The organism is Serratia sp. JSRIV002 (assembly GCF_019968725.1).
Lineage (GTDB): Bacteria > Pseudomonadota > Gammaproteobacteria > Enterobacterales > Enterobacteriaceae > Chania > Chania fonticola_B.
Genome location: NZ_CP074143.1, coordinates 2,939,640 through 2,966,069, shown reverse-complemented (window position 1 = coordinate 2,966,069; position 26,430 = coordinate 2,939,640). Strand labels below are relative to the sequence as shown.

The window sequence follows — 26,430 nt, the reverse complement described above, 5'->3', positions numbered from 1 at the left end:
ACCACGCACATGTCTAATCAGCAAAATGATTTACCCAGCATCCCGTCGCCGTTCACCATGCCGTTCTACTACGCCTCACTGACCAACGTTGGCGTGTATTATCTGGTGCCATTGAGCCGTGTGGAACCTTATTTGCAGGGAACCGGGCTTAGCCCGGCGCGGTTTGGCGACAAGGCGATGGTGAGCTTTAACTTCCAATTGTATGCCGGACAGTTTGCCTCTGGCCTCAATACCCCGCCGGAGCAATGGGGCAGCAGCGGTGCGGCGATCACCCAGGAGCTGGAGCTCAACATTGTCGCCTATCCTGAGCACCGTAAAGACCAATTGGCCCCGATTGGCTATCAGGAGTTTATCCAGGACGGCGATCAAACCAAGCTGTACGGCAATCATCGCGTCTGGGTGCCTTGCGATGCCCCCATCGCCATCGCCGCCGGTGAGCAGCTGTTTGGCGAGCCTAAATTCCAGACCACTTTCAAGGTCAATTTGGCCTCGCAAAATCCGGTGCGGACCAACTCTGCGGTCTATCAACCCGAGTGGGTAGAAACCTGGGGCTTCCGGGTGGACGACCCCAAGGATGCCAACACCGCAATCTTCACCTGCATCGTCAACACCTTGGGCATCAAGTCGATCCCGGGCAACATCTCGCCGATTACCGAATATGGCGTTCACGACAACAAACTGATCGGTTGCCGCTGGAACATCCTGCAGGCGATGAATACCTATTTCCTCAACAGCGGCCACGCTGAGGCAGTAAAACTGGTGCTGGGGACCAGCAGCCACCCCATGCGTAAAGATCTGGAGCAGTTGATCGGTGGTTGCGCCCCGGTGGCGGTACAAACCCTCAACTCAGCCCCGGCGGCCATTCAAAGCCGCGCCTATTACCCATAGCCGTTTGCCCCGCCGCCGGTTCGGGGCGGGGATGATTTTTCGCATGTCACGTTCCGGGAGCCAACTATGAGTGAAGTCGACAATATCTACTTTTCCCGCTTTGCCCAGATCAAGGGGCAGTCTTTTGACTATATCGTGATTGGTGGCGGTGCCTATGGCACCAGCTTTACCCACCGGGTGCTGCAACATAATCCCCAGGCCCGCATTCTGGTGCTGGAGAAAGGCGATTACCTGATCCCCGACCATATTCAGAACATTCCACCGGCCTACATCAAACTCAACACCAGCGTGGGTATCCGGCCATGGACCTACCATGGCTCTGCCGATATGAAACTCAGCCTCAACTTTATGCCGCAGATCCCTTATGTCGGCGGCCGCGCGCTGTTTTGGAACGCCTGGACACCGCAACCCGATAGCAGCGAAATGCCGGACTGGCCACCACAGGCGATCGAACGTCTGGATAATCAGTGGTATCCCACCGGCGAATTTATGGGGAGGCGCTACTCCCTGGACATCCCCGGCAATCGCAACCAGTCACTGAATCGCTTTATGGGTGAGCGCCTGTTCTCGCAGTTGGCCAATATCAGCGGAGCCAAGCCGCAGCCAAGCCCGAGCGCTTTGGACTCGGCCATGGCAACTGGCCAGGGAGTGGCACCAGAGGATTGGGCCAAGTTCTCGCCCATTTCGGTACTGGTGAATGATGTGCAGGCTTACGCCTCACTCAAGGTAGTGGTTAATGCCGAAGTGGAAAAATTGATTACAAAAGGTGACGTTGTCACTGAAGTCATCACTAAAGAAGGGTCACTAAGCGTCGGCAACGCCAAAGTGATTTTGGCCTGCAACACGCTGGAAGCCGGGTTTATCCTCACCAAGTCTTTCCCTGACGATAAACTGGTGGGGAAAAACCTGTGTGGTCATATCCGTTCCTGGCTGGCCGCCCGTATCCCCGCCAGCAGCCTGCCGGCATTGACCAACCAGTTGCAAACCGTGGCCTATTACCTGCCCGGCATCGATAAAACCACCAACCGCCTGATGCACACCCACATCAGCGTGGTCCATAACCCGCAACCCGCAGAAAGCTACGACGTGCTGTATCGCATTCTGCCAGATGCTTCTTCACCAGAAGCCGTTGCCACCTATCAGGATCCTGACTACGTGGTGATCATGCTGCATTCGATGGGGGAATTCCTCGGGGAACGCTCGGCAAACTCGTGGAATTACGTCACGACCAACCCGCTGGGCGAGGCCGAGGTGTATATCCAGATGAAGGAAACCGACCGTCAGTTCTGGGATGCGATGGATAAAACCACCTATGACGTGATGTACGCTCTTGCCGGAGATGCCCCTCTGGAGTACCAGCACAATAACCCGGACGGCAGCTTCACCTGGGAACCTTCACCGCCAGACAATATTCGCAATCAGGGGTTGGTGCATGAAGCTGGCACCTTATGGATGGGGGATGATCCGGCCACCTCGGTCACCTCCCTCAACGGTCAGATGCACCGTTACCCAAACGTATATGGGCTGGGCAGCATGTTGTTCCCCCGCCCTGGCTCATGGAACCCAACGCTGACCGGCGTAGCCCAGTCTTTCGCCCTGGCCGATGAACTCAGTGGCCCACATCAGGATCAAAATCAATGAAGCGACGTAAACTGAAAATTGATGTGCAGAAAGTCCCCAAATCCTACCGCGCCTATCTGGAACTGTTGGCCAGCAAGGGAGAGGTGGTGGCGATCCCCGACGAGGTGGATTGGTATCTGGAGATCGGTGCCATTCTGCGCCACGCCTGCGAAACGGAAAGCCCGATGCCGCTGTTTAGCAAGGTGAAGGGCGCACCCGGTTTTCGGGCAGCAGAAATGGGCCCGACGGTCAGCCGCGTGCCGGGTAAACGCTGGCAGCGTCTGGCGCTGATGCTCGGTTTGCCGGACGATGCCCAGTTGCTGGAGATCCAGGATGCTTTTCTGGATGCCATCGGTCAGGAGCCACATCCGCCAGTGATGGTCGATCCGGCTACTGCCCCGTGCAAGCAAAACAAATGGGTGGGCGATCAGGTGGATATGACCAAAATCCCGGCCCCTATCCTGCACGACGGCGACGGTGGCCGCTATTTCCAGACAGCCGGAGCCATCATGGTGCGTACTCCACCGGGTGAACATGTACCGGAGGACGCCTACACGGTAGATAAGGACGCCTGGACCAATTGGTCCTTCAGCCGGGCGATGATCGCCGGTTCACGGCCGCAGAATAACCCAACGCCAAAACCGCCTCATGCCAGTTCGGTCGGCGTAGCGCACGGTAATGGTCCGCATTATTCGAAGAACAATATTGTCGGCCTGTGGCTGCCTTTCCAGCATAACGGCATGATCTACAATATGTGGACGGCCCAGGGGAAAGACTGTCCGTTTGTGATTGCCCTTGGGGTACCCCCGGCGGTCACCATGCTGCTTTCTGCGGCGCCGCCTGCCTGGCATGATGAGTACAACTATGCTTCGGCGTTCCTTGGCCACGGCATCGAGATGGTGAAAGCGGAAACTTGCGATGTGTTGGTACCTGCCGAATGTGAAATCATCATCGAAGGCTATGTCAGCGCTGATAAATCCGTGGCTGAAGGCCCGTTTGGCGAGTTCCCCGGCTACCTTTCCAACCAGTCCAGCCTGAAACCACTGGCGAAAATCACCTGTGTCACCTTCCGCGATGAGGCTATCTTGCCGATCTGCATTCCGGGTGTTCCGATCGACTCTACGCTGATGCTCGGCTGCTTCTGTTTATCCGCCACCGCCAGAGTGTATTTTGAAAAGTCCGGTCTGCCGATCATCGACTGTTTCAGCCCGCTGGAGGCCTCTTCCCACTGGCTGGTGATCCGGGTACGTGACGACTGGCATAAAATCACCGGCATGACGGTCAAAGCCTTTATCGACAAGATTGCTGAGGTGTTCTGGACCAACCATATTGGTAAAACCACCGCCAAGCTGATCATCGTAGGCGAAGATATTCCTCCTGATGACAGCAACAAAGTGACCTGGGCATTGGCCACACGCAATAACCCGGTGCAAGGCGTGTTTCACTATCCGCAATATGACTCCGACGGTACCGGGTTACAGATTTACCTGGATGTAGCCACCAAACTACGCGGGCGCGGCGGCTTGGTGGCCTACAGTTGCCTGCAGATCCAGCAGCAGGTTAACCAGCCGTTGGAGCAGGTATTGAGCTTTGCCACCAATTATCCGCTGCCGCTGCAGGAGAAAATCAAAAGCAAATGGTCTGAATGGGGATTTGATCGCTAAAAAACCGTCCCCGCACCGTTTCGGCGGTGCGGGGACAACCCGGTTACCTGCCCTTGTTATCACCCTCACCGTTGCTGAAAAACGCATCAATATTGAGATCGTGATTAACCACCTCACCATTGAGCGATCGCACCAGCAACTCACTACCTAACAGTTGCAGTGAGAGTACGGCATCGGGTTTGACGCGTTTGATCTTGTTCATATTCTGGCTTTCGTTGACCAACGTGATGGTTTTGGTGTCTGCCGCACCCACCTCTTTGGCTGCCAATATGATGAAAGCGTTAACCGCATCGCTCTCGGTCAAGGCAACAATGTATTTCGCCTTTTCTGCCCCGGCTAATGCCAGCGTCGCAACGGCGGAAGGATCGCCTTCAACCACATCCGCATGGTCAGGGTAATGTTGCTTATTGCCTGGCTCGCAAACAATGGTCACGTTACCGCCGCTTTCAATCAATCCCTGATAGACATTTTGTGCCAATGAAGAGGTACCAACAATAATATAGTGATTTTTGCGAACCATGTGAGAGAACCGCCCTTTGATAATACGTTGAAGATTTTGACTGATTAGCACGCCAGCAACCGAGGCCAGAGAAGCGGCAAAAACCGTAATGCCAAAGATAATCACCGTGAGAGTGAACATTCGCGCAGCAGTGGTATGCGGAATGATATCGCCAAAGCCAACAGTAGACATGCAGACCACGGCAAAATAAAACGCCGTAGGTAAGTCGGTGACCGCGGGGGTGAATTGATCGCCAATGTACAGCGTTCCTAACATGCTGTAGACAATCAATGAGGCTATGCTGGTGACGGCAAAAAAACTGGTACTCGCCAGCTTACGTTGGTCGAAACGGCGCCAGTAGATGATCATTCCCAATAGGGTAACCAGTGAATACCCTGCCAACACTGTGATTTGCTTATAGATAGCGATATCAACGATGACGATGCAGCTGAGCAGCAGTAACGAGAAAAACCAGGCAATACGCGTCCTTAACAGCAACATACCCGCCATAAAGAACAGCACGGTGCCAATCATAAAGCGGGGAATATCCATCGCATCAAGAAAGCCCAGCGCCTGTTGCCAGGAACTGAAATTTTCCACAAAATCTTGAGAATGTTGCAGCCCATGCCACAGGATCGGGCTGAGTACCAAGTACCCATTATGCGCAACCATCAACGCCAGGATAAACGTTGGTGGTACGTATTTTTCTATTACTCTCACGATTTTCATAACTTTCATCATTTCAACACCATGACTTGGCCGATGGCCTATTTATAGTGGACTGTAGCTGAATGTGATGCAGGGATCATTCGCCAAGTTGCGCCAGCCAGACGGTTCGCCCACCACAGTCGGGATCTTCGGCCACCATACTGACCACCTGGAATCCCTGCTCTTGCAATAACTGCCGGTATTCCTTCGGTGCCAGGCTGGAATGATAAAGGGCTTCGCCTTCAAATGTCCCTATCGCTTCACCATCGCTGGTACCGCTGGTGAACATCAATGCGGCCTGGCTATTGGCATGTTGCCGGAAAATGTTAAACATCTGGCGCTGATCTTCACGCGTCAGATGGAAAAAACTGTCCCAGGCAATTAGCCCATCAAATTTGTCTGCTAGCGACAGGGTTCTCATATCGGCCACAGCCCAGCGCTGTTCCGGGAAGCGTTGGAGGCAACGGTCGATCATCGGCTGCGAACTGTCCAAACCCGTTACCTGAAAGCCCTGGCGGATAAAATAGTCGGCGATCGGCATGCCGTTGCCGCAGCCAATATCCAGGATCCGTCCGTTGTTGGGTAACAGGCTCAGGAAGCGCTCCAGCCAGGGTTGCTCGAACAGCGTGGTGGACCGCTTCTGCTCAAACGCCCCGGCATGCCGTTGATAGATGCCGATGATGTTATCGGCCATTGAGTTACTCATCCGCGTTCCTTCATCAGGATGAATGTTCTTCTTCATCAACCAGACTTTTTTCTCGGTGTTTCATAAACACCACCTCTTGCGGACTGGACAGGTTGACATTATGGGCACGCAGGAGCTTCAAAATATTGAACAGCAGATCGCTCTTGGTAGAGCCGACCATGCGTGGGCTGGCAACGTAACCGGTCACGCTGAGGATAATCCCGTCTGGGCCGAGCTGGCTGAAGCGAACGTATGGGGCTGGCGTTTCCAGAATGGATTCGTGTTCATGGTAGGCACTCAACAACACGTTGCGTACCTGCTCGGGATCGATATCGGTGGGGAAAGTCAGCGCGACGGTGACCACCCCTTGAGCATTCCCCATGGTGGCGTTACGCACGTTCTGCGAGATTAGCTGAGAGTTAGGCACTATCATGGTCGAGCGATCGCTCAGTTGGATCTCGGTGGCGCGTACATTGATGCGCCGTACATCCCCTTCAACCCCGCCGATACCGATCATATCCCCGACCTTAACCGGGCGCTCAGTTAACAGGATCAGGCCAGAGATAAAGTTCTTCACGATTTCCTGCAGGCCAAAACCGATACCTACCGATAGCGCACTCACGATCCAGGCCAGGTTATTCCACTGGATACCCAACGTCGCCAGCGTGATCAGGATCAGCAGCACATAGCCGACGTTGCTGAACAAGGTAACCAGCGAGGCGCGGATACCGATATCACTGATGGTTTTTGGCAGCAGCTCATGGCTTAACCAACGTTGCGTGACCCGCAGAACATAGATACCGATCGCCAGGCAAACCACCGCATTGAGCAGGTTGCTTGGCACGATATTCAGCCGCTTCAGGCCTTCGCCGCTCAGGATGGCAACAATCTTTTGCAACAAGGAGTTGGGCGTGGTGGTGCCAAAAGAGCCATTGATCAGGGCAACAATCATCAACAATATCAAAGAACATTTGGACAACGCCGTGAAGATGACGGTCAGTTGCTCAAGATGACGATCTTTAAAGTGGAGCGATTTTTTCAGTGCCCGCCCGCTGGCAGTTTGGGGGGAAAAGATGGCCGTACAGAAATCGGTAGCAAAGATCACCAGGAAATAGAACGCCATCAGTACCAGTGCCCCCCAAATCAACTGATAGGTCAGGAAGCGAGCGAAAGCCACATAGCCAATCAACAGTGATAACAGGATCACGCTTGCCGATACCACAATAACGATATGGACTATCCCGGCAATCACCGAGCGTTTTTCCAGATGCATCCCCTGCTGCTCTAGCTTATAGCGGATACGGCGTGCCCGAAGCGGTATTGCGAACAAGATTAATGCCATCAATGCGGTAGCCAGACCATTACCTAGCACCGTGCTGCCAAGACTGGCACCAATCACGTTATTAACCAGTTCCACGGTGCCAAAAGCCATGGCCAATCCGGCCAATAACGGCGACAGGAAACGCATGCCGCTCGCAATGGCGTCATCCATCTGCGCCAGACGCCATGATGGGCGGCTCAGCGAAAGATACGCCCTGCCTAATCCCGCGATCAGCGCGCAGAAAATCCCCAACTGCATAAAACCATCAGCGAAATCCTGAACCTGAGACGTCAGCGGCTGAACACGAGCAAACGCAGAAATCAGCAGATTTAGCGCCAGCGTGGTGGCAAACAGCGTGATCAGCACGGTCATTAATGCCATAAAACTGCGGCGCAAGCGGCCGTCGGGTAAATAGCGGATACACACCCAGGCAAAAAACTGCTCCACGAAATAACGCCCGAGAGACCAGCAAGCCGCAGCCAGGATCAGTAGAGCTATCGTCCCGTAGCGCCATTCGTCTTGCCAACTGGCTTCCAGGGTTTGCTCCAGTTGCTGCTTAAAGTCATTAAGACGAGCTAAATCCTCAACCTGTGAAGAAGACTCTGGTAACCAGAATTGCGAACTAAGAATACTGCCGGTATTCAACGCCAACTGGGATTTGAAGGCCACGCGGCGCAGATCGGTAATTTGTTGCCCTAAGTCGAGCGCCCCCGTTCTGATGGCTTGCGAGCGTTTTACGGCATCGTCCAACTGTTTTTTGGCATTATTGAGCGTATTGCGTTGTTGCACCACACTGGCGGTTTCGGTCATTACTCCAGGTTCAGGCTGCGGGCCAAGCACGTCCAACTGTGCCTGTAACTTCACCTGCATGGGTTGAAGATCGGTAGTCAGCTTTTCTGCGTCCGTGGCCAAGACCTGCGTGGCGTCAAACAGTTTGTTCAACTGACCATCAGAACCCGCCTTTGAGACCTGCTGTTTAATCGTATCCAGCTGTTTTTGATAACTTTTCAGTGAGGCCGCTATTTCCTGCGGGCTGAGTTCAACCGCAGCCGCATTCTGCTGCGCTGCATTGGCTAACGGGGCCAGCGGTAAGCCGAATAACAAAAAGGTGAACAGGAAAATCTGTAATGACTTGATCATAACGGTGAATGCTCAGCATGGGGTTGGCGATAAACGCAACAGGCGAAATGATGAATATCACTGCGCCTGATCAACAATAAGCGATGAGTATAATAACAAGCTATTCAGTGAAAAAGCGCATTAATCCTAGAAGGTTAGTAGAAATTTTAGCTAACGCCTCACTTGCCCTTATTTACCCCCCTATAGCGCCCTCTCCATAACCGTTTACAGCTCAAAAAGAAACCGCCAGACGGTCGTTTTATGAACATAAAAATCATTACATGATCGCATTTCGATAATTTATTATTGTTTTACGATAACTAATGGATTAAAGTCACTGCGATTTCCATTCAACGACTTGAGGTTTTTATGACATTAGATCGCCTTACCCGCTTCAGCCAACGTATGGCCACCATCACATTGTGCTTGTTACTCGCCATGTTGCTGTTTAATGCTTCCTATTGGTTATTCCCAAGCCTCGCTGCTAATGATGGCTACGGATTTCATGGTTCCATCTCAAACGATTTAATCAGCGCCTTGGGTGTTGATTTATACCTCTTCCCCTGGTGGCAAATTGCCGGTGGCATTATCTTTTCGAGCGTGCCGCTGCTGGCACTGGCACTCGGGTTGTATCATTTACGCAAGCTGTTCCAAACCTATGCTCAACGTGCCTATTTTTCAGGTACAGCGGCGCACCATTTGGGGAAAATGGGTCAATATGTCGCCCTTTGGACGATTTTGGAGTTATTGTGCCAGCCCGTTCTCAGCTATTGGATAACTATGCATGAGCCTGTTGGCCAACGGATGGTGACATTAGGGATCGATACAGGGAATATTGTTGCCCTGTTTCTCGCGGCCTGTATTGCCGTCATTGCACAAATCCTGAAACAGGCCAGCAAGTTGCATTATGAAAATCAACAGTTCGTATGAGGTTAACCCATTATGTCGATCATCGTCCGGCTAGACGTGTTGTTAGCCACACGCAAAGTCAAATCCAAAGACCTGGCCGCCGCAGCCGGCATCACCGAACAAAACCTCTCGCTGTTAAAGCAAGGCAAGGTGAAAGGGATACGTTTTGCTACGCTGGATGCTATCTGCCGCTATCTTGATTGCCAGCCTGGGGACGTGCTGGAACATATTCAGGACCCAGAAATCTACGCAGAAGATGAGTGATCGGCCCAAAACGTAACCCAACCCATTGTTTCACCAAGCGGGCGCAGCATGCAGCGCCCTACCTACTGAGCCGGTGGAGATCTGTTAGTCGTCTCAAACTAACAGGTAGGCCAGTAGCAGAAACCACCAATCCCCTTTATAATCCATTCACCTATCAACCTATAATTATGAAAAGGAGGTCCCCAATGCTGTCTTGTGAATTGTTTATACTTTCACATCACCTTGGCGATCGTCGCTGCTCAAGCATTACCGGTATCGTGCTCCGATAACCTAAGCTTGAGCGAAGTTTACTCACATCAAAGTTCTTCCCTCCGGCTTACCGGGTTATCGTCGGCAATTTTTTGACGATAGGCATCTGCATGCCTGTAACCTTGAGTAAGCACCATGACGACTTTACTTTCTGCACAATCTGTTGGTATTGATACCGCTTTCGGCCCGCTGCTGGCTGAGGTTTCCTTTAGCCTGAAAAAGGGCGACCGCATCGGTTTAATTGGCCATAACGGCTGTGGCAAAAGCACCCTGCTTAAAATTCTCAGTGGCGATCTGCCTACCAGCGCGGGTACTGTCACCCCATCACACCATTGCCTGATGGCTCGGGTTGAACAACACCTGCCCGAAGCCTTGTATCACTGCACTCTGTTGGAGGCAGTGCTCACAGGCCTGGCTGATGGGCAACACCAGCCTGAACGTTGGCAAGGAGAAGTGTTACTCGCTGAACTGGGATTCGACCGAACAGCATGGGATCTGACGGCCGGCACCCTGAGCGGTGGCCAGCATACCCGCTTGTTATTAGCCCGGGCGCTGATCCGCCAACCTGATTTGCTGCTACTGGATGAACCCAGCAACCATCTGGATCTGCCGACGCTGCTGTGGCTGGAGCAATTCCTCAATGGCTGGAACGGTAGCTTCGTGCTGGTTTCCCACGACGGCCGGTTACTGGACAGCGTAACCAACTGTACTTGGATCCTGCGTGACAAAACGCTGCAGTATTTCCGTTTGCCTTGTTCGCAGGCGCGCATCGCCCTCCAAGAGCAGGACTTGGCTGATGAGCACCGCCATCAGGCTGAACAAAAGGAAATTGATCGCGTAGAGAAAAGTGCCAAACGCCTGGCTGTCTGGGGCCAGGTGTATGACAACGAAGATCTCTCGCGTAAAGCCAAGCAGATGGAAAAACAGGTGGTTCGATTAAAAGACAAGCAAACCACCTTGAGCGCAGGCAACCAGTGGCGGCTCCGGCTCAGTGGTGAAGCACTGCCTGCCGATCGACTGCTGGCGTTGGAGCAATTAGCCATTCGCCCTGCTCCCACCGCGCCGGTGCTGTTCAGTCTGGATCATCTCCAGGTAAAAAGTGGCGATCGCATCGCGTTAGTAGGCCGTAATGGCTGTGGTAAGTCTTCATTACTTCACTTCCTTTGGCAGCAATACCAGCAAGCAAGCTGCCAAGGGGCGATTTTTCACCCTCGCGTGCGTATAGGTTATTACGACCAGAGTCTGCAACAGCTCAACGATGAGGACTCGTTAAGCGATGCTCTGTGCCACTTCGCGTCCCTGACCGAAGATCAACGGAAGATGGCGCTGATCGGTGCCGGTTTCCCTTACCTGCGCCATCAACAGAAAGTGTCTACGCTGAGCGGTGGCGAGCGTTCGCGGTTACTGTTTGTTGCGCTTACTCTGGCCAACTACTCACTGTTGCTGCTCGACGAACCAACCAACCATCTGGATATGGAAGGTAAAGAAGAGCTGGCCGCAACGTTGCAACAGTTTGCGGGAGCCGTGCTGCTGGTCACCCATGATCGGACGCTGATGGAGCAAAGCTGTAATCGCTACTGGCTGATAGACGATCGCCAACTGAGAGAATGGCACGATCTTTCATCCATCTATACCACCCTGGGTGGTGTCGGTAATGCTGAGCTGGTGATATCCCCTGAACACGAGCTGGTCGCTGAACCTGCGATATCGACCAATGAAGATCACCTGCTGGCGACTCTGGTTACTCTGGAACACAAACTTGAGGAGGATTTAACGCGTAAACCCAAACATCAAAAGCCGCAGTTGCAGCAGCAATGGCGGCGCGAGATCGCGGAGATTAATGGCAAACTTGGGTTGATTTAACCCAACTATGCGCGCGACTAGCGTATGAACCAAATTGAGTTCGGTCATCTGCTGGTCGCGCCATCCATGAGTCTTTTATCCAGACTCATGGAGTGTTAACAAATCACGATGGGGTTGATCATCAACGACATCTTGATGGAAAAATTCAGATAAATCGTAAGGCCTCCCCTCTACCTGCTTTTAACTAGGAATAAACTCAGAAAGCTCACTGTTATCCAAGAATAATCCCACTTAATATATTAGGATTATTCTTGATTTTGTTGTTGTGCATTATTTATTGCAATAAAGCAGGTTGGAAAAATATTTTTTATCGACAAACCCATGTAAATTATTAATAGATTTCAGTATGCAGCCATCTAAGATCGCAATGCTCGATCACAATGGAAAACGACAACCAATTGATTTTAAATAAATTTTTATTTTATTTATTATGTCATTCTGAGCATGTATTTATTCATCACCTAAGCGTATCTAATTAAAAAACAGATCGATAAAATATCGTATATAACAGCAAAGTTTAATTCACGTATTTAAAACTTTATGTTACGCTCTATCCTATAACAGTACCAACCTAATAATAGATATCCAGATACCCTTCACCTAGGAAGCCACACTTCATGGAGAACTGTACATTGACCAGTGTCAGAGAGTTTATATATAGAAAGCATGACGGCGATATTAAGACATTCGCACAATTGCACAGAACCAGTGTCTACAAAGTTAATGAGTGGATCCGCCGGGATGCGCACATCATTAACGGGAAAATCTGTATCCCTACCAGACATTCAGCCTGATCCTTTACTTCATCAGGGGGCAGAATAACCTTAGTAAAAATCGCAGTCCTGCCCCTACTGACATAACTTAGTATTTCCCTCCCAGAATGTAGTTTTAGAACGCTACTGAGTCGTGTTTCTGTCAGCCTCGTGGAGGCACATATCATTACCCAAAGAACCCACGCTCAACGGCAGGTTTTATCCCGTCGTGGCTTTTTTGGACTCAACAGATAATCTATTACTGCATCATCCACACAGCTGTCTACGCCCGTCAACGCCAGCGTATGGCCATCCCCTTCGCGGGTAATCAGCGGGCTTTTAAAACTCGAAGCCATTTCACGGGCATTACGATATGGCGTAACCGGGTCATAGCGCTGGGTAACGAACAACAACGGCGGGAGAGCGGTAGAAAGTACTGGAGCATGGGGTTGTTCCAGATGGCCAGGATATGGCCAGAAATCACAGGTCTCGAGTGGATACTCATGCAGCGGTAAGTAATTGGGAAACGAGGCTGCTGTATTGATTTGTTGGCGCTGCCGGCGTAATAGTTGCTGGTCGGTATCAGGCTTCGCCATATCTGCACAGGTGATCACCATTCGCGCATCATCAGCGTCTGGGGTATAGCTTTCGTCGATAAGATCAGTCACCGTATCATCGGCTTTGCCCTCATCAATTTTACGCAAGGCCGTGGCCAGTTCGGGCCAACGCTCCCGCCAGGGCAACAGGTTACGCGTCAGAGTGATCACATCATCGGCAGAGATTTCATAACCCGACGGAGTAACGAAAGGAGCATCGTGCAATTTGCGCAGCATCCTGTGGTACCGCTGGATCGCCAAGTTGGGTTCGCTGGTTAATGGGCATGAGCCGCTTTTCTCGCAGTCATCGGCAAAACGCAGGAAGCTTTGCTGAAAACCTCGCTCCTGATTGATGCGTTGGTTAAAGTCATCTTCTTTCAGGTTCACTACGCCATCGAGCACCAACGCGCGGGTTTTCTTGGGGAAGCGCTCGGCATACAACTCCGCGACCTTGGTACCGTAAGAATACGCCACGGCGGTCAACGCGGGTTCACCCAACGCCCGGCGAACGGTATCAAGATCGTTAACAGCTTCGTGGGTGCCTATATGTTGCACCACGTCTGCTCCAGTCTGCTTGATGCAGGCCGCCACCCTATCCCGTGCCTGTTGCTCTGCACCAGGAATATCGTTTTCATCGGGTGACGGTGTTTCCTCACTGGCTGTTGGTTGGCAAGAAATTTTGGGTGTCGATTGCCCCACGCCGCGCGGATCATAGCCAATGATGTCGTAAGATTTTTGCAACCGCCAGGCGGGACCCTGCTCGGCAATTTTTGGATTGAGCCCTGGCGAGCCAGGTCCATCCGCGATGATCACCACACTGCCTTTTTTTGGGCCTACCGCAGGTAACCTCGTGAGAGCCAGCCGAACGGTTTGTGCTGCATTCTGGTCACTCAGTGGCGCGTCGACATAGCCACATTGTAACCCGGCCGGAGGCGGGCCATCGCTGAACCAGTGCTGAAAGGCGATGCTGTTGCAGGGTTGCCATTGAATGGAACCTGGTGCAGTGCCGGTTGGTTTGACCAAAGGCTTGGCATAGGCTGGCAGTTGGAGCACCACGGCCAGCAAAAACAGAACACGAAACGCAGACATGACGAGTCCTTTCAGCAAACGGTTATTCTGGATTTTAACGTCGATACATTAAACCGCCTGCCAACAGATCATGGAAGGAGTATCGAGGGAACCTTATACCAAGCGGCAAGAAAGGGTCATTGAAAAAGAACGCATTTGAAGGAGGATAAAACCGGAACCGACGCGGGTAGCGGCGGCTCCGAGGTTTCGAGAAGGCCAGACCATTTTTACCGACAGTAATGGCGTAGCACTGCCCCCTCAAAACCCTTTAGGGCATTTCTATCAGAAACGATAGCCAGCACCAACGGTCCAGGTACCGACTTTAAAATCACCCAGTTTTGAATACTCGTAATGAGCATCAAGAGCAATATTAGGGGTTACGTTAAACTGTAAGCCAGCACCGTAAGCAACGCTGGTCTTGCTTTCGTCGGTGTTAGAAGAGTAACCCCGCATAGAGATATTGGATGTCGCCTTGCCGTGGCCAAAACCGATTAAGCCGTAGGCGCTGATATAGTCATTAAAGCGATAAGCTGGGCCTGCAGTCAGTGAGTAATATTTTAAATCACCATCGCCCACTTTGTTACTGCCATAATAGAAATCATACGACTGCGTGGTGTAGGTGAATGAAGTGATAAAACCTAAATTGTTATCAATTTCATAGCGATACTTGAGGTTAAAACCCTTTGGGTTCTCATTCAGGTTGTCGCCATCAACCTTCACGTGGCTCTGAGCGTAACCTAAAGAAATGGTGCTTTCACCTGCAGCCTGAACGCCGAAAGACAACGCCATTGCGCCAGCCAGAAGTACTGATAAATATTTTTTTTGCATGTTAATCTCTTAATCCATGAGTCAATAAAATTCGCTCTGCAATAAAATAATGTGCTATTTGAGCGAATTCGGAATTTAACCATGAAGTTTGTGGGATGTCTCGATCTACTTCACATAAATATCAATTCCTCTACAGAAAAATTGATAGCAACAAGCAAGTCAGATTGTTTTTTAGGCATCCTGAACGTTATTTATATGGCTTGCTGGAAATTTCTTGTGTGACCGTTCAGTTTGCCCCCTTTCACACCCTGGCAAGTGCCATCCGCAGAACAACCTTGTGACCTGTAGTATTTGATTTTTAAACGACCTATCACAGTCATAGGTTAATAAAGTCAATACCATCAGCTACGATTACTCTGAGGCCGTAGAACATGGTTGATCATGGCCTGGCTGATAACCCATTAAGGGATATCATTTTACGTAAACTGTTAAAGCCGTACGCCACAAGGCTAAGAAAGGTTGATTATGGCACGCACTACCCCCATCGAACGCTACCGCAATATCGGCATCTCGGCGCACATTGATGCCGGCAAAACCACGACGACCGAGCGGATTCTGTTTTACACCGGGGTCAGTCACAAGCTGGGCGAAGTCCACGACGGCGCCGCTACCATGGACTGGATGGCGCAGGAACAGGAGCGCGGGATCACCATTACTTCCGCCGCCACTACCTGCTTCTGGAACGGCATGGAGCATAATTATCCTCAGCACCGGATCAATATCATCGATACCCCCGGGCACGTCGATTTCACCATTGAGGTGGAACGTTCGATGCGCGTGCTGGACGGTGCCGTGATGGTGTATGACTCGGTCGGCGGCGTGCAACCGCAATCTGAAACCGTGTGGCGTCAGGCTAATAAGTACAAGGTGCCACGGTTGGCCTTCGTCAACAAAATGGACCGCACGGGCGCGGACTTTTTCCGCGTGCGCAATATGATGATCGAGCGCCTGAAGGCCAATCCGGTGCCGGTCGTGATCCCCATCGGTGCAGAAGACCATTTTGCTGGCGTCGTGGATTTGATCCGCATGCAGGCCATCTTTTGGGATGAAGCGACTCAGGGTATGACCTACCGCTTCGAGGCGATCCCAGCAGAGATGCTCGAGCAGGCCCAAGAGTGGCGCGACAAGATGATTGAAGCTGCGGCGGAAGGCTCCGAAGCGCTGATGGACAAATACCTCAATCAGGTCGAATTAACCAATGAGGAAATCGTTCAGGGGTTGCGCGCCCGCACCGTTGCCGGTGAGATCCAGCCAATGCTGTGCGGTTCGGCATTCCGCAACAAGGGGATCCAGCGCATGCTGGACGCGGTGATCGAACTTATGCCCTCTCCGCTGGATGTACCGCCGATGGAAGGCCATGACGAACGCGATAACATTATCACCCGTAAGGCCGATGATAATGAAAAATTCTCGGCGCTGGCATTCAAGCTGATGACCGACCCGTTCGTTGGCCAGTTGACCTTCGTGCGCGTCTATTCCGGCATCGTGGCCAAAGGCGATAGCGTCTATAACCCGGTAAAAGGCAAAAAAGAGCGTATTGGCCGTATCGTGCAAATGCACGCCAACGATCGTAAAGAAGTTGATGAGCTGCACGCTGGGGATATTGCCGCCTGTGTGGGCCTGAAGGATGTGACCACCGGCGATACGCTATGCGACCCCAATGCCATTATCACGTTGGAACGCATGGTGTTTCCAGAGCCGGTTATCGCGCAGGCCATCGAGCCAAAAACCAAGGTCGACCAGGAGAAAATGGGGATTGCACTGCAACGCCTGACTTCGGAAGATCCTTCGCTTCGCGTACGCACCGATGAAGACTCCGGCCAGACCATTATCTATGGCATGGGTGAATTGCACCTTGAGATCATAGTCGACCGGATGCGGCGCGAGTTTGGCGTTGAAACCAACACCGGCAAACCGCAGGTCTCTTACCGCGAAACCATCCGCCAGAAAGTGACCGACGTAGAAGGCAAATTTGTGCGTCAGTCCGGCGGTAAAGGCCAATATGGCCACGTGGTGTTGACGGTGGAACCCAATGAGCCCGGTAAAGGCTTTGAGTTCTTTGATGAGATCAAAGGCGGCGTGATCCCCGGTGAATATATTCCGGCGGTAAAAAAAGGCCTTCTGGAGGCGCTGAATAATGGCGTGCTGGCGGGTTATCAGATGGTCGATGTCAAAGTACATCTGACCTTTGGTTCCTACCACGATGTGGACTCCTCCGAGCAGGCATTCCGTATGGCGGCTATCTTTGGGTTTAAGGAGGCCTGTCGCCTGGCCAGCCCGGTGATCCTCGAGCCGATCATGGCGGTAGAAGTGGAAACGCCGGAGGATTACGCGGGTAACGTGATGGGCGATCTGTCATCACGACGCGGAATGGTGCAAGGGATGGAGGATATCCCTGGTGGCGGAGGCAAAGAGATCCATGCCAAGGTGCCGCTGTCTGAGATGTTCGGTTATTCCACCACCCTGCGCTCCATGTCGCAAGGCCGTGCCACCTACACCATGGAGTTCAGCCACTACGCAGAAGCTCCACGCAATGTGGCCGAAGAGATTATCCACCACAGCAAACGTTAAATGATAACGGCTACGGGGAAACCCGTAGCCTCATATTTCGACGAGCGCAGCATACGGCGCCCCTAAGCCTTTAACGTGTCTCCTCTAACGCAACCACCATCGGCTCCAGCTTGATGCGCATGGCGTAAATCACCCCAACCGTCAGGCAGGCAATACCGCATAGCGTCAGCAGTGGTGGCCAGCTATGGCGCAGCATAAAGGTATAGGCCAATCCTGCCAGGATCTCGAACACGATCAGCGGCCCAAGCAGCACCGTCGGTAAACGCTGGCTCGCTTCGTTCCAACACAACGTACCTAACCAAGAACACAAGACGCCAATAGCAATCATCAACGGGATAAACACCTGTGGCCGGGGGCCAAACGGCAGCACGAACTGCGGCTGTGTCAGCGCCAATTGTCCGCAAACCAGCAAATAGCCCACCAACGCCAAAGGTAAGGTCACAATCCCCTGCGCCGTGGCCCAGGTCGTGGGTCGTTTATCTGGGTTATCACGTAACCAACGCGCGTTACGCAGAGGGAACCAGGTCCAACACGCCACCGCTAACAGTGCTAATCCCAAGCCGCTAGTATAACGCCAGACATCAATAGGCTCGCTATTCCCCTGCAGTTCCGCAACGTTGACCAGCACCAGCCCGAGGGCAATCACCAGCAAGGCCGGAGTCAATCTTCGCCAGGAGAGACGGCCGTCGTGATGGCCATAAAACAGATTGGCAGCGACCGATATCACCACCGGTAGCGTGCCGATAATCATGGTCGATACCGGCGCGCCGGTACGTTGGATCGCACTGGCCAGGCATAGGTAATACAGTAGATTGCCGATTGCGGTCAGTTTTAACGCCTCTAGCCAATCTTTAGCCAGCAACTGACGCAGACGGCGACGATCCAGCCAGGCCAGCGGTAACACAACCAATCCAAAGGCTAAATAGCGTCCGGTGGACTGCAATGCGGCTGGATAGTCCGGCACCAATACCGGGCCAATAAAGATCAGGCCCCACATCAGCCCGGCAATCAGGGCAAATATCACACCGGCAAACATAGTGACTCCATCATCAAAAGCAGTTCTCAAGTGGTGTCAGGATAAAGGGACGTGGAGGCAGAATATTGTACCAGGTTGCTGTTTTACGCCCGTTTTCGCGGCAGAAGTTAACGCAGCACCTGCTTTTGGTAGCGCGCAGGCGTGACACCGTAACGATTAACCAGCGCTTTGGTAAGATGTGCCTGATCGCTTAACCCCACAGCTACGGCCACCTGGGCCGCCGGCATTCCCCGCCCGAGCATCTGCTTGGCCTTTTCGAGCCGGATCGCCATCAGCATCTGATGTGGGGTGACATGGAATTGCGCTTTGAATTTACGTTGGAAATGATACGGGCTGAGCGAGACCAGCGCCGCCAGATCGCTCAACGTAATAGGTAAAGCAAAGTTATCCCGCAGATACTCCTTTACTATCACCATACGGTGAGCGGCTTCATTCTGCTGCGGCTGAGCAATACGAGCATGAGGGCGCAAAATATCAACGACGGACAGCAGTAAACTATCGAGCGCCAACGTGTCCCGGGTTTGCCATAACGCCGCCAGCGTTTGCGAAAGCCGCTTGGCCGCCACTGCATCATGGTGGATCACGTCGTTGAACCAACAGCCCTTCTCACCGGAAATCCGCTCCAGCGCCGCAGGCTCCAGATAGATCATCCGATAGTTCCAACCGCCTGCCGTTTCCGCTTCACCGGTATGCAGCTCGTCCGGATTCATCAGCACCAAGGCACCCGGAGCGGCTAAATGCTGTGCCCCACGGTAGCGAAAGCGCTCCGCTCCGGCTTCCACCGTGCCGATGCCAAACGCATCATGGGCGTGTGGCTCAAACGCATAGCGATCGATATGGGCCTGATAAAGCTCCACGCCCGGCAACTGCGGCAAATGCCGAAACTGGGCGCGATCTTTCTCAAACGGAAACTGTTCTGGCACACCTTGCACTTCCCTGGCTCCTGTTACGTTTTAAGGTTGGCATACGCCGGGCTGATAATGACTCGGCAACACTAGGTTTATCATTTTAATACCACGTTGTCCCGCCTTCCCTGGCGGTCAGCAAGAACTAAGGCAATTTCTCCAGCACAGTAAATAAACCCTGGGCAGCCGGGGTTAAGCCGGTCATATGCATACAAGCGTGCACCATCCCAGGTAAACGCTGGCAATTCACCTTAACGCCGGCTTGTTGCAATCGCTGTGCATAGCGCTCACCTTCATCCCGCAGCGGATCGTATTCGCACACCAGGATCGTCGCTGGTGGTAAGCCCGCCAGCGTTGACGCATACCAAGGAGAAGCGTAAGGCTCGCGAGCGTCGGTATCCTGCCCTAGGTAATTGGCCCAGCACCACCCCATGATCTCCCGCGTCAGGTAGAAACCTTCACCATATGCGGCAAAGCTGGGCATGGCCATCTCGCTATCCAATGCAGGGTAAAGCAGGTATTGATGTTCTACGGCTGGCCCTGAACGATCCCTGGTCATCAGAGCTGCCGCAGCCGCCAGGTTGCCCCCCGCACTATCCCCGCCAAGCGCAATTTGCAGAGGGTCAATGCCGATTTGCGCTGCTTGTTCCGAGGCCCAACATAGCGCCTGATAAACGTCATACAACGGCGTCGGGAAAGGATATTCCGGTGCCAGGCGATAGTCGACAGACAGGATCACTCGCCCAGTGGCATTGGCCAGCGCGCGGCAAGGTCCATCGTAAACGTCAAGCGAGCCCAGACACCATCCGCCACCGTGAGCGAACACCATCGCCGGAAGCGGCCTATCCTCTGGCGCATTTAGGGGAATATAACCGCGCACGCTAATAGTTTGCCCGCCGCCAACCGGGAGGTGGAACGCCATTATTTTTTTGACGGGCTGGGGGGCCCCCTGCAAGCGCTGTAACCCAACTGCCGTTTGCGCACGTAGCTCTTCCAGTGAGGATGGTGCGGGCGCATCGGCCTGTTGCTGCAAAAATAGCGCGATCTGCTTATCCAGCGGCATGGACTTTACCCTTCTGTAAAAAAGGCAGGATCAGGGCGATAAATTCCTCGTGGCACTCCTCGGTAATGAAATGCCCACAGCCAGGCACCACTTCCCCTTGGAGTTGACGAGCCTTGCCCTCCAAGGTAAGGAAGGGGGCATCGCGTGTTGCATGTTCTGCGCCAATCGTCATCACCGGCATCGTTAGAGGCGTTTTAGCCCGCTGTTGGTTTTGTCGAATGGTCTCAGGAATGGCCCGATAATAATCAAAACCGGCCCGCAAGCTACCAGGCACCGAGTAAGCCGCGATGTAGGTATCTGCAGCGACTCGATCGCGCCGGTAAGACCAGCGGTTGAAAATGTACCCCAGATACTCAGCCTCTCGGCCAGTGGTCAGGGCTTCGGGCAGGTCGGTTAACTGGTTAAACATAAAATGCCACAGGAAGATGTTGTCCTCGGCAGGAACAAAGATCGGCGGTGCTTCTGCCAAACCGGGGATCACCGCTTCGGTCAGCACCAGCCTGCTAACCGCCTGAGGGTAATCGCTGGCCAACGCATAACCCAACCACATGCCAATATCATGGCCGATCACCGCATAGCGCTGATGCCCCAGCTGCATCATGACCTGATGGAGTTTTTCGGCAACGCTGCCGGTGTCATAGGCTCCAAGAGGTTTGTCCGAGTCTCCTATACCAGGAGGATCTACAGCAATAGCCTGAAAGCCCGCATTGGCAAGCGCCTGCATGACATAACGCCAGGTGTACCAGGTTTGTGGCCAGCCAGGGATCAGCAGCACCGGTTGCCCACTTCCGGCGATGGCGCAGTGAATACGCTGGCCGTTGATTTTAATATAGACGTGTTCGGCCTCGAGCCCATTGGATAATGGCCCGTGAGTCAGCATAGTCATAAGGTGCTCCAGAGGTTAGCGAATGCCCAGCAAGGCGTTGATTTGTTGTTGGTTGACCGGCGCACCGGCAAAGTCATCGAACACTTTATTCGTGACCGGAATAATATGATTGCGGATAAACGCGGCGCCTTCTTCGGCCCCGGTTTGTGGATGCTTCAGGCAGCATTCCCATTCGAGCGTGGCCCAGCCGGCATAATCGTACTGCGTCAGTTTGGAGAAGATGCCTTTAAAGTCCACCTGCCCATCCCCTAATGAACGGAATCGCCCTGCACGATCCGCCCAGGATTGATAGCCGCCGTAAATCCCCTGCCGACCACTTGGATTGAATTCTGCATCCTTAACGTGAAACATATGGATGTGATCTTTATAGATATCGATAAATTCCAGATAGTTGAGCTGTTGCAGCACGAAATGGCTGGGATCGAACAGCATTTGGCAGCGTGGATGAGCCGCAACGCGCTGATGGAACATTTCAAAGGTAATGCCATCATGCAGATCTTCGCTGGGGTGGATCTCATAACACAGGTTGATGCCCTGCTCATCACAGGCGTCGAGCACCGGTAACCACCGTTTGGCCAGCTCATCGAAGGCCGTTTCAATCAGCCCTGCTGGCCGTTGCGGAAATGGAAACAGGTAGGGCCAAGCCAACGAACCGGAGAAGGTGCCCATTTCAGTCAGGCCTAAGCGGGCCGATGCTTTTGCCGCCAACAGCAGGTTTTCTTTGGCCCAAAGCGTTCGCCCTAGCGGATCGCCACGCAGCCCCTCCGGTACAAAGCTATCGCATAGCGCATCATAAGCTGGATGCACTGCCATCAGTTGGCCAAAAATATGCGTGGTCAATTCGCTGATCACCAGGCCGTGCTGCGCCAGCATGCCGGTGATGTCATCGCAATAGCTTTGACTTTCCGCCGCCGTTTTCACATCAAACAAACGGCTATCCCACGCGGGGATCTGCAAAGCTTTAAAGCCGGTCTCTTTTGCCCAGGCGGCAATCGCTGGCAGGCTGTTGAACGGGGGAGCAGCATCACTAAATTGGGCTAGGTGCAGGCTGGGGCCTTTTATCGTTTTCATCGTCTTTCCTATTGTTTGTCGATTGACAAACAATAGACTTAAATCCAATCATCGGCAAGAGGATTTTGAAATTCGTTGGCGTTATCCGCCATTTAAGCGATCCTGTAGCCCGCGGATAAATCACCGGAGAAGATGACGATGGCAGGCAGACCCAGAGAGTTCGATCGTGAACAGGCCCTATTACAAGCACGGAACCTGTTTTGGCGGCAGGGATTTGAAGGCACCTCGATGTCCGACCTGGTGGCCGAACTGGGCATTGCTTCGGCACGGATCTACAAGGCCTTTGGTTCGAAAGAGCTACTGTTTCGTGAAGCGATAGCACACTACGAAGCCCACGAAGGCGGCTTTGCCGAGCGCGCTTTCGAAGAAAAGGCCAGTGTGCGTGAAGCCATCAAACAGATGCTGCTCGACGCCGTTGCCCTCTACAGCCACGGTGAATTTCCCCAAGGATGCATGGTGGTTTCATCTGCGGTCAGCGTCAGTGAAGATAATCAGGGCGTCATGCGCTGGTTGATGGAGCATCGCCAACAACGCACCCAAGGCATTATCGACAGATTACAGGCTGCGATTCAGGCTGGTGAACTGCCCGCCAACACCGATACAGAAAGCCTTGGCGATTATTTTGCGGCGTTCCTGCATGGCTTGTCCGTTCAGGCTCGGGATGGTGTGAGCCGTGCCCGGCTGGAAAAAGCGGTGAAAGTCGCCCTTACTATGCTCGATCGTCCCCCGGCGTAAAGTCATACCCACACTTTTAATGTGACAAGATTAAAAAATATTCAACGAACCAGTTGAGTATTGACGCTGACGTTCTATATTTAACCATATGGTTAAATTATCTTCCTCACCGCTGGACGCCATTTTCCACGCACTGGCCGACCCGACAAGGCGCGCCATTCTGCGCACATTGGCCGAAGGCGAACACAGCATCGGTGAACTGGCGGCGCCGTTCGAGATGTCGTTTGCCGGAGCTTCCAAGCATATCAAAGCGCTGGAGCTTGCCGGGCTGGTGCAACGCACCGTGCAGGGAAGAAACCATATCTGCCGGCTCGCTCCCGAGCCAATGGTGCAGGCCATGCAGTGGCTGCAAACCTACGAACATTTCTGGAATGAGCGGCTGGACGCGCTAGAACAAGCGCTGCTGCAGGCCGACTCGCATCCTCCGACGGAGTGAACCCATGAACGACTACGGTATGATTATTGAAACCGGTACGCTGCGGATCCAGCGGCTGCTGCCCGGCCCGCTCAAACGCGTCTGGGCCTACCTGATCGAATCGGATAAACGTGCCAGCTGGCTGGCCGCCGGTGAGATGCCCATGCAGGTCGGGGCCAAGATCGAGCTGCTGTTCTGCAATGCCGATTTGGCCGGTGTGGATGAAAAACCGCCGGCAAAATACAAATCCTGTGCTGGTAAAATTGCCCAGATGGGTCATATCACCTGCATTCTGCCACCACGCCTGGTGAGCTTTACCTGGGCAGAAACAGGGGAAGCCCGCCCTTCTGAAGTCACTATTGAACTGACCGAGCAAGAGGATAAGGTGCTGTTGACCCTTACCCATCGCCGCCTGGCCAACCGCGAGACCCTGCTCAGCGTCGCCAGCGGCTGGCATACCCATCTGGATCTGCTGGCCGATCGCCTGCTGGAGCGGACACCAAGCCCGTTCTGGGCCTCAATGAGCCGGTTGGAAGACGAGTACCGGGCCAAACTGTAAGCCAGCGGGATGAGGATCGCGGTTCTCATCCCCCGTTCCCACTCATGAGAATTAACAACCCCCACCTGCTGACTGGCGTATAATGCGTTGCACCAATATGATGCCCTTGAAACATGGAGTTACGATGCGTCAACGTATAATTGTTTGCCCGTTAATTGAAAACGATAACGCCTATCTGCTATGCAAAATGGCGGCCCATAAAGGGGTTTTCCCCGGCCAGTGGGCGCTATCCGGCGGTGGTACCGAGCCAGGAGAAACCATCGAGCAGGCGTTGCGTCGTGAAGTCAGTGAAGAATTGGGTAGCGATCTGGTGCTGGACCGCATTCAACCCTGGACGTTTCGTGACGACGTGCGGGTGAAAACCTATGCAGACGGCAGCAAAGAGCAGATCTATATGATTTACCTGATTTTTGACTGCCACGCGGCCAACCGCACCATCACGCTTAACGATGAGTTTGAAGAATATGCCTGGGTGCGGAAGGAAGAACTGGCCAGCTACGACCTGAACGAGGCGACCCGATTCACGCTGCGCCAACGTGGGCTGCTGGAGTAGTGATACCCCTCACCCTAACCCTCTCCCAAAGGGAGAGGGAACCGATCGAGTGCGTTGATTGTCTTGAGTAATACCTAAAACGTTAATTGTCTTATGTTGTGGTCTAGCAATATCGAATACCGATTAAGGTTTTTTACGCCACAGGCCTTTCTGTTTTTTATTCCCTACTTTCCGAAGCAGAACAACCTCATCAAAAAAGCCGGGCAGCTCCCTCGCCCTACGGGAGAAGGTTGGGGTGAGGGGCAATTGAGGACGGATTAGCCTGCAATTACCCCAGTTCTTCAAATCCCCCCTAACCCGATAAACAGCCCGGCAATGGTGGCGCTCATCAGGTTGGACAGCGTCGCCGCCAACAGGGCCCGGAACCCTAACTGGGCAATTTCCGAGGCCCTTTCCGGTACCACCGCACTGAATGCCCCCACTACCACGGCAATCGAACCAAAATTGGCAAAACCGCACAGTGCAAACGAAATCACCGCGATGGTTTTTGGATCGAGCAGCATTGCGCTTTCTTTCAGGTAAGGAGAGAAGCTGAGATAGGCGACAAACTCGTTAATCGCCAGCTTCTGGCCAATCAGCCCCCCAGCCAGATCGGCATGTTCCCAGCTCACGCCCATGATGTAGGCTAACGGAGCAAACAGATAGCCCAGCAGACTTTGCAGGCTGACGCTTTCAACGCCAAACAGGCCGCCCACGCCGCCGATGATGCCGTTGATCAACGCGATCAGCGCAACGAAGGCCATCACGACCGTGGCAACACCCACCGCAATCTTCAGCCCCAACATCGCGCCGTTGGCTGCTGCTTCGATAATGCTGGCTGGCCGTTTATCACTGAATGACATTTCGCTGAACTCAACACGGGAAGGCTCCGTCGCCGGGCTGAGCAAACGGGCAAACAGGATCCCCCCCGGGATAGCCATCAGGGAAGCTGCCAACAGATACTCAATGGGGACGCCCAAACCGGCATAACCAACCAGCATCGAACCGGCAATCGAGGCCATACCGCTACAGATCACCGTGAACAGTTCATTGCGGTTCATGTTTTTAACAAACGGCTTCAATACCGCAGGCAGCTCATTTTGCCCCAGAAAAATGGTGGTAACGGCGGCAAAGGACTCCACCTTGCTGATATTCATAAGGCGCTGAAAGACATAGCCAAGAATATTGATCACCCATCTCATTACTCCAAGATAATATAAAATAGAAATCAATGAGGTGATAAAGATGATGGCAGGTAGCACGTGAAAAGCGAACACAAAACCTGCCCCATCGAAAAGCTCATTCATTTTCGGCCCTACCAGGCCGCCAAAAATAAATGCGCTCCCCGCATCGCTGTACGAAATCACGCGATTGACGCCGCTGGCAATGGTGTTAATTAACCATTTGCCTGCAGGGACATACAACATAATAGCGCCAAGCAATACCTGAAGTAACAATGCCGCACCGACCGTACGCAAGCTTATTTTTCTTTTATTGACTGAAAACACAAAGCCAATGAATAACAGGATCGACATACCTGCCAGACTGCGCAACAACTCCATAAGGCCCCCTTCTATTTTGTTTACTTCCTTCTTTACTCGGCAAACGGCAATAGCCTGCCGCC

At 53.0% G+C, this 26,430-nt stretch carries 22 protein-coding genes; 11 read left to right on the top strand and 11 right to left on the bottom strand.

All coding sequences use genetic code 11. The features are described from left to right. Window positions 1-9: 9 nt before the first annotated feature. The 3 genes from KGP26_RS14000 (at window position 10) to KGP26_RS13990 (ending at window position 4,172) form a co-directional block, all read left to right on the top strand. Window positions 10-888, top strand: coding sequence for a hypothetical protein (locus tag KGP26_RS14000; RefSeq protein ID WP_223665592.1), 879 nt, complete (start codon window positions 10-12; stop codon window positions 886-888). Window positions 889-954: 66 nt separating this feature from the next. Beyond that, entirely contained in the window at window positions 955-2,529 is a 1,575-nt protein-coding gene (locus tag KGP26_RS13995) for a GMC oxidoreductase (RefSeq protein WP_223665591.1), read from the top strand. Continuing rightward, entirely contained in the window at window positions 2,526-4,172 is a 1,647-nt protein-coding gene (locus KGP26_RS13990) for a UbiD family decarboxylase (protein ID WP_223665590.1), read from the top strand. Before KGP26_RS13995 ends, KGP26_RS13990 begins: the two co-directional genes overlap by 4 nt. Before the next feature lie 43 nt (window positions 4,173-4,215). On the opposite strand, the gene kch is transcribed toward KGP26_RS13990, so the two are convergent. The 3 genes from kch to KGP26_RS13975 form a co-directional block, all read right to left on the bottom strand. Next, entirely contained in the window at window positions 4,216-5,400 is a 1,185-nt protein-coding gene (kch, locus tag KGP26_RS13985; protein WP_209523050.1) for a voltage-gated potassium channel protein, read from the bottom strand. Window positions 5,401-5,476: 76 nt separating this feature from the next. After that, the gene (locus tag KGP26_RS13980; RefSeq protein WP_223665589.1) at window positions 5,477-6,085 is read right to left on the bottom strand and encodes a class I SAM-dependent methyltransferase; all 609 of its coding nucleotides are present in this window, start codon (window positions 6,083-6,085) and stop codon (window positions 5,477-5,479) included. A gap of 13 nt (window positions 6,086-6,098) precedes the next feature. After that, window positions 6,099-8,525 carry a DUF3772 domain-containing protein gene (locus KGP26_RS13975; protein WP_223665588.1) on the bottom strand — a complete coding sequence of 809 codons (2,427 nt, stop codon included), beginning with the start codon at window positions 8,523-8,525 and terminating at the stop codon, window positions 6,099-6,101. Between the two features lie 348 nt (window positions 8,526-8,873). Between KGP26_RS13975 and KGP26_RS13970 the strand changes: the two genes are divergently transcribed. From KGP26_RS13970 to KGP26_RS13960, 3 genes are all read left to right on the top strand, one after another. Continuing rightward, window positions 8,874-9,434 (top strand): DUF2975 domain-containing protein, encoded by a 561-nt coding sequence (locus tag KGP26_RS13970; protein WP_223665587.1) that lies wholly within the window; start codon window positions 8,874-8,876, stop codon window positions 9,432-9,434. A 12-nt stretch (window positions 9,435-9,446) separates the two neighbouring features. Next, on the top strand, window positions 9,447-9,677 hold the full coding sequence (locus KGP26_RS13965; RefSeq protein WP_021804454.1) for a helix-turn-helix transcriptional regulator: 231 nt from the start codon (window positions 9,447-9,449) through the stop codon (window positions 9,675-9,677). Between the two features lie 384 nt (window positions 9,678-10,061). Continuing rightward, window positions 10,062-11,789, top strand: coding sequence for an ABC-F family ATP-binding cassette domain-containing protein (locus KGP26_RS13960; protein WP_223665586.1), 1,728 nt, complete (start codon window positions 10,062-10,064; stop codon window positions 11,787-11,789). A 958-nt stretch (window positions 11,790-12,747) separates the two neighbouring features. Here the strand turns inward: KGP26_RS13960 and KGP26_RS13955 are convergent. Both KGP26_RS13955 and KGP26_RS13950 read right to left on the bottom strand, forming a co-directional pair. Continuing rightward, window positions 12,748-14,226: an alpha/beta hydrolase gene (locus tag KGP26_RS13955; protein WP_223665585.1), complete on the bottom strand. Its 1,479-nt coding sequence runs from the start codon at window positions 14,224-14,226 to the stop codon at window positions 12,748-12,750. A 261-nt stretch (window positions 14,227-14,487) separates the two neighbouring features. After that, window positions 14,488-15,033, bottom strand: coding sequence for an Ail/Lom family outer membrane beta-barrel protein (locus tag KGP26_RS13950; protein WP_223665584.1), 546 nt, complete (start codon window positions 15,031-15,033; stop codon window positions 14,488-14,490). A gap of 465 nt (window positions 15,034-15,498) precedes the next feature. On the opposite strand from KGP26_RS13950, the gene fusA reads away from it, so the two are divergent. Further along, complete coding sequence (gene fusA / locus KGP26_RS13945) at window positions 15,499-17,604, top strand: elongation factor G (protein ID WP_223665583.1); 2,106 nt, start codon at window positions 15,499-15,501, stop codon at window positions 17,602-17,604. 70 nt (window positions 17,605-17,674) lie between these two features. On the opposite strand, the gene KGP26_RS13940 is transcribed toward fusA, so the two are convergent. From KGP26_RS13940 to KGP26_RS13920, 5 genes are all read right to left on the bottom strand, one after another. Next, window positions 17,675-18,640 (bottom strand): DMT family transporter, encoded by a 966-nt coding sequence (locus KGP26_RS13940; RefSeq protein ID WP_094981742.1) that lies wholly within the window; start codon window positions 18,638-18,640, stop codon window positions 17,675-17,677. A gap of 107 nt (window positions 18,641-18,747) precedes the next feature. Further along, window positions 18,748-19,572 (bottom strand): AraC family transcriptional regulator, encoded by an 825-nt coding sequence (locus tag KGP26_RS13935; RefSeq protein WP_021804461.1) that lies wholly within the window; start codon window positions 19,570-19,572, stop codon window positions 18,748-18,750. 118 nt (window positions 19,573-19,690) lie between these two features. Further along, the gene (locus tag KGP26_RS13930) at window positions 19,691-20,608 is read right to left on the bottom strand and encodes an alpha/beta hydrolase (protein WP_223665582.1); all 918 of its coding nucleotides are present in this window, start codon (window positions 20,606-20,608) and stop codon (window positions 19,691-19,693) included. Next, window positions 20,595-21,494 carry an alpha/beta fold hydrolase gene (locus KGP26_RS13925; RefSeq protein WP_115158488.1) on the bottom strand — a complete coding sequence of 300 codons (900 nt, stop codon included), beginning with the start codon at window positions 21,492-21,494 and terminating at the stop codon, window positions 20,595-20,597. Before KGP26_RS13925 ends, KGP26_RS13930 begins: the two co-directional genes overlap by 14 nt. Before the next feature lie 15 nt (window positions 21,495-21,509). Beyond that, window positions 21,510-22,565: a sugar phosphate isomerase/epimerase gene (locus KGP26_RS13920; protein WP_094981745.1), complete on the bottom strand. Its 1,056-nt coding sequence runs from the start codon at window positions 22,563-22,565 to the stop codon at window positions 21,510-21,512. Window positions 22,566-22,703: 138 nt separating this feature from the next. On the opposite strand from KGP26_RS13920, the gene KGP26_RS13915 reads away from it, so the two are divergent. From KGP26_RS13915 to nudI, 4 genes are all read left to right on the top strand, one after another. Continuing rightward, window positions 22,704-23,300: a TetR/AcrR family transcriptional regulator gene (locus KGP26_RS13915; RefSeq protein ID WP_021804465.1), complete on the top strand. Its 597-nt coding sequence runs from the start codon at window positions 22,704-22,706 to the stop codon at window positions 23,298-23,300. 88 nt (window positions 23,301-23,388) lie between these two features. After that, window positions 23,389-23,736 (top strand): helix-turn-helix transcriptional regulator, encoded by a 348-nt coding sequence (locus KGP26_RS13910; RefSeq protein WP_021178010.1) that lies wholly within the window; start codon window positions 23,389-23,391, stop codon window positions 23,734-23,736. A 4-nt stretch (window positions 23,737-23,740) separates the two neighbouring features. Beyond that, entirely contained in the window at window positions 23,741-24,274 is a 534-nt protein-coding gene (locus tag KGP26_RS13905; protein ID WP_021178011.1) for an SRPBCC family protein, read from the top strand. A 124-nt stretch (window positions 24,275-24,398) separates the two neighbouring features. After that, on the top strand, window positions 24,399-24,827 hold the full coding sequence (gene nudI, locus KGP26_RS13900; protein ID WP_021178012.1) for a nucleoside triphosphatase NudI: 429 nt from the start codon (window positions 24,399-24,401) through the stop codon (window positions 24,825-24,827). A gap of 281 nt (window positions 24,828-25,108) precedes the next feature. Here nudI and KGP26_RS13895 read toward each other — a convergent pair whose 3' ends face one another. After that, a complete protein-coding gene (locus tag KGP26_RS13895; RefSeq protein ID WP_179251543.1) occupies window positions 25,109-26,368 on the bottom strand; it encodes a NupC/NupG family nucleoside CNT transporter in 1,260 nt (419 codons plus the stop codon). Window positions 26,369-26,430: the final 62 nt, after the last annotated feature.